10 protein-coding genes are annotated in these 11,682 nt (G+C 70.3%); 5 read left to right on the top strand and 5 right to left on the bottom strand.

The genetic code is table 11. From position 1 onward, the window contains the following. Positions 1-275 precede the first annotated feature (275 nt). Together ACFWIA_RS11260 and ACFWIA_RS11255 are read right to left on the bottom strand one after the other, a co-directional pair. Positions 276-647: a hypothetical protein gene (locus ACFWIA_RS11260; protein WP_387002680.1), complete on the bottom strand. Its 372-nt coding sequence runs from the start codon at positions 645-647 to the stop codon at positions 276-278. Between the two features lie 67 nt (positions 648-714). Continuing rightward, on the bottom strand, positions 715-1,656 hold the full coding sequence (locus ACFWIA_RS11255; RefSeq protein ID WP_385485342.1) for a heme o synthase: 942 nt from the start codon (positions 1,654-1,656) through the stop codon (positions 715-717). A gap of 596 nt (positions 1,657-2,252) precedes the next feature. Between ACFWIA_RS11255 and tkt the strand changes: the two genes are divergently transcribed. Genes tkt through pgl form a run of 5 tightly spaced genes read left to right on the top strand, consistent with a single transcriptional unit; the run spans position 2,253 to position 8,899 of the window. After that, positions 2,253-4,340: a transketolase gene (gene tkt / locus ACFWIA_RS11250; RefSeq protein WP_387002677.1), complete on the top strand. Its 2,088-nt coding sequence runs from the start codon at positions 2,253-2,255 to the stop codon at positions 4,338-4,340. A gap of 42 nt (positions 4,341-4,382) precedes the next feature. Then, positions 4,383-5,501: a transaldolase gene (gene tal / locus ACFWIA_RS11245; protein WP_387002675.1), complete on the top strand. Its 1,119-nt coding sequence runs from the start codon at positions 4,383-4,385 to the stop codon at positions 5,499-5,501. 4 nt (positions 5,502-5,505) lie between these two features. Further along, positions 5,506-7,038, top strand: a complete 1,533-nt coding sequence (gene zwf, locus ACFWIA_RS11240; protein ID WP_387002673.1) for a glucose-6-phosphate dehydrogenase — start codon at positions 5,506-5,508, stop codon at positions 7,036-7,038. Beyond that, entirely contained in the window at positions 7,035-8,102 is a 1,068-nt protein-coding gene (gene opcA / locus ACFWIA_RS11235) for a glucose-6-phosphate dehydrogenase assembly protein OpcA (protein ID WP_387002671.1), read from the top strand. Before zwf ends, opcA begins: the two co-directional genes overlap by 4 nt. Further along, on the top strand, positions 8,099-8,899 hold the full coding sequence (pgl, locus tag ACFWIA_RS11230; RefSeq protein WP_387002669.1) for a 6-phosphogluconolactonase: 801 nt from the start codon (positions 8,099-8,101) through the stop codon (positions 8,897-8,899). Before opcA ends, pgl begins: the two co-directional genes overlap by 4 nt. A gap of 96 nt (positions 8,900-8,995) precedes the next feature. Here the strand turns inward: pgl and pgi are convergent, their stop codons facing one another. From pgi to secG, 3 genes are all read right to left on the bottom strand, one after another. Further along, positions 8,996-10,648, bottom strand: coding sequence for a glucose-6-phosphate isomerase (gene pgi, locus ACFWIA_RS11225; RefSeq protein ID WP_387002668.1), 1,653 nt, complete (start codon positions 10,646-10,648; stop codon positions 8,996-8,998). 217 nt (positions 10,649-10,865) lie between these two features. After that, positions 10,866-11,201 (bottom strand): RNA polymerase-binding protein RbpA, encoded by a 336-nt coding sequence (locus tag ACFWIA_RS11220; protein ID WP_173263245.1) that lies wholly within the window; start codon positions 11,199-11,201, stop codon positions 10,866-10,868. Between the two features lie 206 nt (positions 11,202-11,407). Continuing rightward, on the bottom strand, positions 11,408-11,644 hold the full coding sequence (gene secG, locus ACFWIA_RS11215) for a preprotein translocase subunit SecG (RefSeq protein ID WP_387002666.1): 237 nt from the start codon (positions 11,642-11,644) through the stop codon (positions 11,408-11,410). Between the last annotated feature and the right edge of the window lie 38 nt (positions 11,645-11,682).

Raw genomic sequence — 11,682 nt, 5'->3', positions numbered from 1 at the left:
GGGCCCCGATAAGGGGCGCGGGGAACTGCGCGAACACCGGACGCACGGCAAGCGAACCGCGCACGTTCAGCAGAACGCACCCAAGGGGCGCGGGGAACTGCGCGAACACCGGACGCACGGCAGCCGGACCGCGCACGTTCAGCAGAACGCACCCAAGGGGCGCGGGGAACTGCGCGAACATCGGACGCACGGCAAGCGAACCGCACACGTTCAGGGGGACGTACCCGAGGGGCGGACCGCAGCCGAACTACGCAGGCCCAGCGGAGCGCACCGTCTCACGGTGCCGAAGAGCCGCCGACCTGGATACCGGCCATCCGGGACCACTCGTACGGCCCGGTACGAACCCGCGCCGCAAACTCACCGTCGAACGCCTCGTGCACCGTGATCCCGGCCCTGGCCACCACCGCAGCCGCGACCTCGCAGGACGGAACCACCAGGTCCCCCCACGCCCCGTCAGCACCGACGAGGACGATCCGAGCACCCTTGCGCCCGAGGTGGGCGACCTGCCCCTCCGCTCCCCCGTGCGCCGCGGCGAAGGCACCGATCTCCTTGGCCAACCGACGCTCACGGCGTTCCGCACGGGCCGCCGTCCACTTGCTGACGCCGCCGTCTTCGCCGGGAGCGCTCTGCGCGTTCACGTTGTCCATGAAGTGAGCCTACCGACGAGTAGGTCAGTGGGGAACGTGTCGTGGCCCACGCGCGGCGCCGACCGGGTCAGCGCAGGAACGGGTCCACGGCGACGGCCACGAAGAGCAGCGAGACGTAGGTGATGGACCAGTGGAACAGCCGCATCTCCTTAAGCTTCGCCCCGGTGACCCCGCTCTTCGCCCGGGCGAGCAGCGCATGCGCCTCCCACAGCCACCAACCGCCGGTGGCGAGGGCGACCGCGGTGTAGAACCAGCCGGTGTACCCCAGCGGGGTCAGCAGCAGCGACACCGCGACCATCAGCCAGCTGTACGCCACGATCTGTCGGGCGACCACCTTGTTGGAGGCCAGTACGGGCAGCATCGGCACGCCCACCCGCGCGTAGTCCTCCTTGACCTTCATCGAGAGCGGCCAGTAGTGCGGCGGCGTCCAGAAGAAGATGACCAGGAAGAGGATGACCGCGGCCCAGGAGACCGAGTTGGTGACGGCCGACCACCCGATCAGCACCGGCATGCAGCCCGCGATCCCGCCCCAGACGATGTTCTGAGTGGTGCGCCGCTTCAGGATCATCGTGTAGACGACCACGTAGAAGAGGAGTGCGCCGAGGGAGAGCCAGGCGGAGAGCCAGTTGACGAAGTAGCCGAACCACAGGGTGGAGATGACGGCGAGCGCGAGGCCGAAGACGAGCGTCTCGCGGGGCGAGACCATTCCGGTGACCAGTGGCCGCCGGGCGGTCCGCTCCATCAGGGCGTCGATGTCCCGGTCGATGTACATGTTCAGCGCGTTGGCGCCGCCCGCGGAGAGGTAGCCGCCGATCGTCGTCATCAGGACGAGCTTCAGATCGGGCACGCCCTGCTGGGCCAGGAACATCACGGGGATCGTGGTGATCAACAGCAGTTCGATGATCCGCGGCTTGGTCAGCGCCACGAACGCCATGACCCGGGCTCGCAGCGGCCGGTGTCCCCGGCTCGTCCGCAGCATTCCCGCCGGACGGGATTCAACGGCCGTCACGCACACCCCTGACAGAGACATCAAAGCAAGCCTTAGACCTGTGAAGTCCGGGTAAAGGCTCGCGCGTACCACGCCACTGTAGACGTTGCCCTTACCTCGCCCTTCGCGGGGGTCGCTCGTGTTGAGGGGTGCTCGTGAGGAGGTGCGCGACCTCGTCGTTCACCCCCTGCCGGCGGGCGCGGGGCCGTTCGGGGGACGTCGGCAGGACGTCGGCGGAACAACCGGCTCCGGCCACGGGCGGACTTCGCCGTTCGCCGTGCACGGGCCCGCGGAGCACCCGGTCGACGGTGTGGTGGGGGCGGCGGGAGGAGCCGGGGCGGCGGCGGCAGCCCGATCGGACGGGTGGGGCGGCAGCGAAAGGGGGGACGGAGGAGGTCAGCGCCCCGAGAGGCGAACCGCGCCGAGCCCCGGCAGTCTGGAAATGAGCCGAAAAGTGCACGTGACGACGACGGTAGGCTCGGCAGCAAGCCGGTGGGCTCTCGGACACACCGGTTTCGGCGCCATGCCGAGCAGGCGGACGTCCCACCGCGCACGCGGGCCCCGGGCGTCCGCCATCCCGAATGTCCCGAGCATGTGGAGAGGAGCCCTGACCCAGGGTGAGCACCAAGCCGACCACGACAGCCCTTGAATGGACCGAACTGGACCAGCGTGCCGTGGACACCTCCCGTGTCCTTGCCGCTGACGCCGTGCAGAAGGTCGGCAACGGCCATCCGGGCACCGCGATGAGCCTTGCCCCGGCCGCCTACACCCTCTTCCAGAAGGTGATGCGACACGACCCCGCGGACCCCGACTGGACGGGCCGCGACCGGTTCGTACTGTCCGCGGGACACTCGTCCCTGACGCTGTACATCCAGCTCTACCTCGCCGGCTTCGGCCTGGAACTGGACGACCTGAAGGCGTTCCGCACCTGGGGCTCGAAGACCCCGGGCCACCCGGAGTACGGCCACACCGCCGGCGTCGAGACGACGACCGGGCCGCTCGGCCAGGGTGTCGCCAACGCCGTGGGCATGGCGATGGCCGCCCGTTACGAGCGCGGTCTGTTCGACCCGGAGGCCGCCACCGGCGCCTCCCCCTTCGACCACCACGTCTTCGTGATCGCCGGTGACGGCTGCCTCCAGGAGGGCATCGCCGCCGAGGCGTCCTCGCTGGCCGGTCACCAGAAGCTCGGCAACCTGGTCATGCTGTGGGACGACAACCACATCTCGATCGAGGGCGACACCGAGACCGCCGTGTCCGAGGACACCGCCAAGCGGTACGAGGCGTACGGGTGGCACGTGCAGCGCGTGGAGCCGAAGGCCAACGGCGACCTCGACCCGCAGGCGCTGTACACGGCGATCCAGGCCGCCAAGGCCGAGACGGAGCGCCCCTCCTTCATCGCGATGCGCTCGATCATCGCCTGGCCCGCGCCCAACGCCCAGAACACCGAGGCCGCGCACGGCTCGGCGCTCGGCGACGACGAGGTCGCGGCCACCAAGCGCGTCCTCGGTTTCGACCCCGAGCAGAGCTTCGAGGTCACCGACGAGGTCCTGGCCCACACCCGGGGCGCGCTGGACCGCGGTCGCGAGGCCCGGGGCGAGTGGGAGAAGGGTCTCGCCGCCTGGCGCACCGCGAACGTCGAGCGGGCCGCCGAGTTCGACCGCATCTCGGCCGGTGAGCTGCCGGCCGGCTGGGAGGACAAGCTCCCGGTCTTCGAGACCGGCAAGGGCGTCGCGACCCGGGCCGCGTCCGGCAAGGTGCTCCAGGCGCTCGGCGCGGTGATCCCCGAGCTGTGGGGCGGTTCCGCCGACCTCGCCGGCTCGAACAACACGACGATCGACAAGAACTCGTCGTTCCTCCCCGCCGACAACCCGCTGCCGGAGGCCCAGCCGTACGGCCGGACCATCCACTTCGGCATCCGCGAGCACTCGATGGCCGCGGAGATGAACGGCATCGCGCTGCACGGCAACACCCGTGTCTACGGCGGCACGTTCCTCGTGTTCTCCGACTACATGCGCAACGCGGTGCGGCTGTCCGCGCTGATGCACCTGCCGGTGACGTACGTGTGGACGCACGACTCGATCGGCCTCGGCGAGGACGGTCCGACCCACCAGCCGGTCGAGCACGTCGCGTCGCTGCGGGCGATCCCCGGGCTGAACGTGGTCCGCCCGGCCGACGCCAACGAGACGGCGATCGCCTGGCGGGAGATCCTGCGCCGCTACACCAAGGTGTTCGGCAAGGGCGCCCCGCACGGTCTCGCACTGACCCGGCAGGGCGTTCCCACGTACGACCCGAACGAGGACGCGGCCAAGGGCGGCTACGTACTGTTCGAGGCGGAGGGCGGCGCCCCCGAGGTGCTGCTGATCGGCACGGGTTCCGAGGTGCACCTGGCGGTGGAGGCCCGGGAGCGGCTCCAGGCGTCCGGCGTGCCCACCCGGGTGGTGTCCATGCCGTCCGTGGAGTGGTTCGAGGAGCAGACCCAGGAGTACAAGGACGCGGTGCTGCCGCCGTCCGTGAAGGCACGGGTCGCCGTCGAGGCGGGCATCGGGCTGACCTGGCACCGCTACGTCGGTGACGCGGGCCGCATCGTGTCGCTGGAGCACTTCGGTGCCTCGGCGGACGGCAAGGTCCTGTTCCGCGAGTTCGGCATCACCTCCGAGGCGGTCGAATCCGCCGCGCGGGAATCACTGGCCGCCGTTCAGCGCTGACGCCCACAGACGACTAAAGATCAAGTAGGAGATGCAATTCCCATGACGGACGCACTCAAGCGCCTTTCCGACGAAGGCGTAGCGATCTGGTTGGACGACCTTTCGCGCAAGCGGATCACGTCCGGCAACCTCGCCGAACTGATCGACCAGCAGCACGTGGTGGGCGTCACGACCAACCCGTCGATCTTCCAGAAGGCGATCTCGGGCGGTGACGGCTACGAGTCCCAGCTCCGTGACCTCGCGGCCCGCAAGCTGACGGTCGACGAGGCCGTGCGCATGATCACCACGGCGGACGTCCGGGACGCGGCCGAGGTGCTGCGCCCCCTGTTCGACTCGACGGGCGGCCAGGACGGCCGGGTGTCGATCGAGGTGGACCCGCGGCTGGCGCACGACACCCGGGCGACCATCGCCGAGGCCAAGCAGCTCGCCTGGCTGGTGGACCGGCCCAACACCCTGATCAAGATTCCGGCGACCAAGGCGGGCCTGCCCGCGATCACCGAGGTCATCGGCCTCGGCATCAGCGTCAACGTCACGCTGATCTTCTCGCTGGAGCGCTACCGCGCGGTGATGGACGCCTACCTGGCGGGCCTGGAGAAGGCGAAGGCCGCGGGCCTGGACCTGTCCAAGATCCGTTCGGTGGCCTCGTTCTTCGTGTCCCGGGTGGACACCGAGATCGACAAGCGGCTGGACGCCCTCGGCACCCCGGAGGCCAAGGCCGCGCGCGGCAAGGCCGGCCTGGCCAACGCCCGGCTCGCCTACCAGGCGTACGAGGAGGTCTTCTCCTCCGACCGCTGGCTGGCCCTGGACAAGGCGGGCGCGCACCCGCAGCGTCCGCTGTGGGCGTCGACCGGGGTCAAGGACCCCGCGTACAAGGACACCCTGTACGTCGACGACCTGGTCGCGCCGGGCACCGTGAACACGATGCCGGAGGCGACCCTGGAGGCCGCCGCCGACCACGGCGTCATCACCGGCAACACCATCGCCGGCACCTACGAGCAGTCGCGCGCCGACCTCGACGCCGTCGAGAAGCTCGGGATCGCCTACGACGACGTGGTGAACCTGCTGGAGGACGAGGGCGTCGAGAAGTTCGAGGCGTCCTGGAACGACCTGCTCGCATCGACCGAGGCGGAGCTGAAGCGCCTCACCCCTTCGGAGGGCTGAGACCTTGACACCCGTCCACGGAGCCAATCCGCTTCGTGACGCCGCGGACCGACGGCTCCCGCGCATCGCGGGGCCGTCGGGCCTGGTGATCTTCGGCGTCACGGGCGACTTGTCCCGCAAGAAGCTGATGCCCGCCGTCTACGACCTCGCGAACCGGGGTCTGCTGCCGCCCGGCTTCTCGCTGATCGGGTTCGCCCGTCGCGAGTGGCAGAACGAGGACTTCGCCCAGGAGGTCCACGACGCCGTCAAGGAACACGCCCGCACCCCCTTCCGGGAGGAGGTCTGGCAGCAGCTGATCCAGGGCATGCGCTTCGTCCAGGGCGACTTCGACGACGACAACGCCTTCGAGCAGCTGAAGGCCACGATCACCGATCTGGACAAGGCCCAGGGCACCGGCGGCAACTTCGCCTTCTACCTCTCCGTCCCACCGAAGTTCTTCCCCCTGGTCGTCAAGCAGCTCAAGAAGCACGGGCTGGCCGACCAGGAGGAGGGGTCCTGGCGGCGGGCGGTCATCGAGAAGCCCTTCGGTCACGACCTGACGTCCGCGAAGGAACTCAACGCGATCGTCCACGAGGTGTTCGCCCCGGACCAGGTCTTCCGGATCGACCACTACCTCGGCAAGGAGACCGTCCAGAACATCCTGGCGCTCCGGTTCGCCAACACCCTGTTCGAGCCGATCTGGAACCGGTCGTACGTCGACCACGTGCAGATCACCATGGCGGAGGACATCGGGATCGGCGGCCGGGCCGGGTACTACGACGGCATCGGCGCCGCCCGGGACGTGATCCAGAACCATCTGCTCCAGTTGCTCGCGCTCACCGCGATGGAGGAGCCCTCCTCCTTCGACGCGGACGCGCTGGCCGCCGAGAAGACCAAGGTCCTCGGGGCGGTCAAGCTCCCCGCGGACCTGGGCGTCGACACCGTCCGCGCCCAGTACGTCGCCGGGTGGCAGGGCGGCGAGAAGGTCATCGGCTACCTCCAGGAAGACGGCATCGACAGCAAGTCGAAGACCGACACCTACGCGGCGGTGAAGCTCCAGATCGACAACCGCCGCTGGGCGGGGGTCCCCTTCTACCTGCGCACCGGCAAGCGTCTCGGCCGCCGGGTGACGGAGATCGCCGTGGTCTTCCAGCGCGCCCCGCACTCCCCCTTCGACCACACCGCGACCGAGGAACTGGGGCAGAACGCCCTGGTCATCCGGGTCCAGCCGGACGAGGGCGTGACCGTGCGCTTCGGCTCCAAGGTGCCGGGCACCTCGATGGAGGTCCGGGACGTGTCCATGGACTTCGCCTACGGCGAGTCGTTCACGGAGTCGAGCCCGGAGGCGTACGAGCGGCTCATCCTGGACGTCCTGCTGGGCGACTCCAACCTCTTCCCCCGCACAGAAGAGGTCGAACTGTCCTGGCGCATCCTCGACCCGATCGAGCAGCACTGGGACGCCCACGGCAAGCCCGCCCAGTACAAGTCCGGGACCTGGGGCCCCGCCGAGGCGGACGAAATGCTCGCACGAGACGGACGGAGCTGGCGTCGGCCATGAACATCGACCTTACGGACACCACGGCCAGCCGGATCAACAAGGCGATGGTCGAAGGGCGCCGTGCCATCGGCTCCCCGGCCGTCGGCATGGTGCTCACCCTGGTCATCGTCACGGACGAGGAGAACGCCTACGACGCGTTGCGGGCGGCCAGCGAGGCGTCCCGCGAGCACCCCTCGCGCACCCTGGTGGTCATCCGCCGGGTGTCGCGGTCGCCGCGCATCCGCACGACCTCCCGGCTGGACGCCGAGGTCCGGGTGGGCGGTGAGGCGGGCACCGGGGAGACGGTCGTCCTACGGCTGTACGGCGAGGTCGTCGAGCACGCGCAGTCGGTGGTCCTGCCGCTGCTGCTGCCGGACGCCCCCGTCGTGGTGTGGTGGCCGATCAACGCTCCCGCCGACCCGGCGCGCGACCCGCTGGGCGCGCTCGCCCAGCGCCGGATCACCGACGCCTACTCCGCCGAGCAGCCGGTGGCGGAACTGACGTCCCGCGCCGACACCTACGCCCCCGGGGACACGGACCTGTCCTGGACCCGGATCACTCCCTGGCGCTCGATGCTGGCCGCCGCGCTGGACCAGATCGCCTGCACGGTGACCGCGGCCGAGGTCGAGGGCGAGGAGTACAACCCCAGTGTGGAACTGCTGGCGATGTGGCTGGCGGAACGATTGGGCACGCCCGTGACCCGGACCGTGTCGAGCGGCCCCGGGCTGACGGCGGTGCGGCTCCAGACGGACTGCGGGCCGATCGGTCTCGACCGACCGGACGGGTCGCTGGCCACGCTGTCGATCGCGGGTCAGCCGGACCGCGCGGTGGCGTTGAAGCGGCGGGAGACCGCGGAGCTGATCGCGGAGGAGCTGCGGCGCCTGGACCCGGACGACATCTACGCGTCCGTGCTGCGCTTCGGGGTGAAGGGGCTGGCCGAGTCCACGGCGCGCGTCCCCGCCCGCCCGGAGGCGGCCGGTGAACCCGGCGGTTCCCCGGACGACTCCCCCCAGGGCGAGGGCGACGGCAAGGCTCCGGCGAAGACGGCGAAGAAGTCGGTTCCCGCCCGGAAGGCCCGCACGTGAGCACACCGCAGCTCGTGGTGCACCGCGACAAGGAGCTGATGGCGCAGGCCGCAGCGGCCCGGCTGATCACGAAGATCGTGGACGCCCAGGCCGCGCGCGGCTCTGCGTCGATCGTCCTGACCGGCGGGCGCAACGGCAACGGCGTGCTCGCCGCACTGGCCGCCGCGCCCGCCCGGGACGCGATCGACTGGTCCCGCCTCGACCTGTGGTGGGGTGACGAGCGCTATCTGCCCGAGGGCGACCCCGAGCGGAACGTGACCCAGGCCCGTGCGGCCCTGCTGGACGCGGTGCCGCTGGACCCGAAGCGGGTGCACGCGATGCCCGCATCGGACGGCCCCTACGCCACCGGGGGTTCGGCCGGGGACGGGGTGGACACGGCTGCCGCCGCGTACGCCGCGGAACTGGCCGCTGCGGCGGGTCCGGAGGACCACGGTCCGGTGCCCACCTTCGACGTCCTGATGCTGGGGGTCGGCCCGGACACGCACGTGGCCTCGCTCTTCCCCGAGCTGCCGGGCGTCCGGGAGACCGAGCGGACCGTCGTCGGCGTGCACGGGGCGCCGAAGCCGCCGCCCACCCGGATCTCCCTGACGCTGCCCGCGATCCGGGCCGCCCGTGAGGTGTGGCTGTTGGCGGCGGGCGAGGACAAGGCGGAGGCCGCGGCCATCGCCCTGTCGGGCGCGGGCGAGATCCAGGCGCCGGCGGCCGGCGCCCGGGGACGCGCGCGGACCCTGTGGCTGCTCGACTCGGCGGCGGCCTCCCGGCTGCCGCGCGATCTGTACCCGCCCGCTTCGCCCTAGGGCCGAGCGGTGGTCACCACGGGCTCTTCGTGGTGACCGGGGAAGTACGGCCCGGTGCCGGGCGTCCAGGAGGACCGGACGCCCGGCACCGTCGCGTCAACGGCCGCGCAGCTCGCGGTACTTGGCGACCAGGGCCGTGCTGGACGCGTCGAGGCCCGGGACCTCTGCGCCCTCGGTGAGCGCGGGTTCCACGCGCTTGGCGAGCACCTTGCCCAGTTCGACGCCCCACTGGTCGAACGAGTCGATGTTCCACACGGCCCCCTGGACGAACACCTTGTGCTCGTACAGGGCGATGAGCTGGCCGAGCACCGAGGGCGTCAGCTCCTTCGCCAGGATGGTGGTCGTGGGGCGGTCGCCCCGGAAGCTCTTGTGCGGGACGAGTTCCTCGGGGACCCCTTCGGCGCGGACCTCCTCGGGCGTCTTGCCGAAGGCGAGGGCCTGGGTCTGCGCGAAGAAGTTCGCCATCAGCAGGTCGTGCTGGGCGACGAGCCCCGGGTGGAGGTCGGCGACCGGCTCGGCGAACCCGATGAAGTCGGCGGGGATCAGCTTGGTGCCCTGGTGGATCAACTGGTAATAGGCGTGCTGCCCGTTGGTGCCCGGCGTGCCCCAGACCACGGGGCCGGTCTGCCAGTGGACCGGTTCGCCCTCCCGGTCGACGGACTTGCCGTTGGACTCCATGTCCAGCTGCTGGAGGTACGCCGTGAACTTGGACAGGTAGTGCGAGTACGGCAGCACCGCGTGCGCCTGGGCGTCGTGGAAGTTGCCGTACCAGACGCCCAGCAGACCGAGCAGCAGCGGGACGTTCTGCTCGGGCGGGGCGTTGCGGAAGTGCCGGTCGACGGTGTGGAAACCGTCGAGCACCTCCCGGAACCGGTCCGGCCCGATCGCGATCATCAGGGAGAGCCCGATCGCCGAGTCGAACGAGTAGCGTCCGCCGACCCAGTCCCAGAACTCGAACATGTTCGCCGTGTCGATGCCGAAGTCGGCGACCTTCCCGGCGTTGGTCGACAAGGCCACGAAGTGCTTGGCCACCGCCTCCTGACCCGCCCTCAGCTCGGTGAGGAGCCAACTGCGGGCCGAGGTGGCGTTGGTCAGGGTCTCGATGGTGGTGAAGGTCTTGGACGCCACGATGAACAGCGTCTCGGCGGCGTCCAGGTCCCGGACCGCCTCGTGCAGGTCGGCCCCGTCGACGTTCGACACGAACCGCACCGTGAGGCCGCGGTCGGTGTAGGAGCGCAACGCCTCGTAGGCCATGGCGGGGCCGAGGTCGGAGCCGCCGATGCCGATGTTGACGACGTTCTTGATGCGCGCGCCGGTGTGACCGGTCCATTCACCCGAACGGACCCGGTCGGCGAACACGCCCATGCGGTCGAGGACTTCGTGCACCGCGGGGACGACGTTGCGCCCGTCGGCCTCGATCACCGCGCCGCTCGGGGCGCGCAGCGCGGTGTGCAGGACCGCGCGGTCCTCCGTCGTGTTGATCTTGTCGCCGCGGAACATGGCGTCCCGCAGTGCGTACACCCCGCGGGCCTCGGCGAGCTCGCGCAGCAGGCGGAGCGTTTCGTCGGTGATGAGGTGCTTGGAGTAGTCGACGTACAGGTCACCGACCTGTAGCGCGTATCCGGTGGCGCGGTCCGGGTCCGCCGCGAACAGGTCGCGCAGCCGCATCTCGCCCTGTTCTTCCCGGTGTTTGACCAGGGCGGTCCACTCGGGCGTCTGGTTGAGCCTGGTACGGCCTTCTGCATTCATCTCGGACGTCGTCCTTCTCTCTGCCGTCGCCTGGTCTGGGCGCCTTGCCGCAGCACCCTCCAACCTAATTGATCAGGACGGCGAACGGACGGCCGTCGGGTGCGGGCGCGGCCGGACACGTTCACCGTCACGAGTGGCTTTCCACGTTGACGGTCCCCCGGCGACGCGCAGCGGGCCGGACACCTGGGTCAAGGTGTCCGGCCCGCTGATCGGTCCGTCAGATCTCGCCGCGCAGTTTCGCCAGCGCCTCGGCGAGGATCGCCTCGCCGTCCGCGTCGCTGCGCCGCTCCCGCACATAGGCGAGGTGGGTCTTGTACGGCTCGGTCCGTGGTGGAGCCGGGGGGTTGTCCCGGTCCTGACCTGCCGGAAAGCCGCACCGCGGGCAGTCCCAACTGTCCGGGACCTGCGCGTCGCTGGCGAAGCTCGGCTGTGTCTCGTGCCCGTTCGAGCACCAGAAGGAGATGCGCAGCCGCGGCGCGGACTCGCCGCGCTCGGCCTCGCCCATCGGCCCCGCCCCGACCCGGCTTCCCCGGATCGCGTTGCCACTTGCCACGGTCGTAACTCCCTGCGTGATGGTGCCGCGAAGCGAGTCGGCGTAACGCTTCGCCGGGGGCGCCTCAGTCTACGTAAGGCCCAACGCGCGTCCAGTGAATGGAGTTACACCCCACCCCGAGACGCAAGCCCCATGATAGGCCGCGCCGGGGGGCGCGTACCCGTCATGGGGCTCAACGTGGTGTGCGTGTGCGACGGTGACGAGGCTCAGCTGTCGAGCTTCATCATGATCGCGAGGGCGACGATGCAAGCGAACCAGAGCAGACCGACCACGACGGTGATGCGGTCGAGGTTGCGCTCGGCGACCGAGGACCCGCCCACGGACGACTGCATGCCGCCGCCGAACATGTCGGACAGACCGCCGCCCTTGCCCTTGTGCATCAGCACCAGCAGCGTCAGCAGCAGGCTGAAGGCGATCACGGCGATCGAGAACCCGAAAACCACAGTGAACTCCCTTTCCGGGGTCTTCCCTCGGATCTTGA

Source organism: Streptomyces sp. NPDC127068, assembly GCF_042724695.1.
Classification (GTDB): Bacteria; Actinomycetota; Actinomycetes; order Streptomycetales; family Streptomycetaceae; genus Streptomyces.
The sequence above is the reverse complement of the archived record's forward strand: the minus strand, read 5'-3'. Positions and strand labels throughout refer to the sequence as shown.

Bases quoted from the DNA above. Each gene is read 5' to 3' on its own strand.
- ACFWIA_RS11260 (WP_387002680.1), bottom strand. From the start codon at position 647: ATGGACAACGTGAACGCGCAGAGCGCTCCCGGCGAAGACGGCGGCGTC.
- tal (WP_387002675.1), top strand. From the start codon at position 4,383: ATGACGGACGCACTCAAGCGCCTTTCCGACGAAGGCGTAGCGATCTGG.
- opcA (WP_387002671.1), top strand. From the start codon at position 7,035: ATGAACATCGACCTTACGGACACCACGGCCAGCCGGATCAACAAGGCG.
- pgi (WP_387002668.1), bottom strand. From the start codon at position 10,648: ATGAATGCAGAAGGCCGTACCAGGCTCAACCAGACGCCCGAGTGGACC.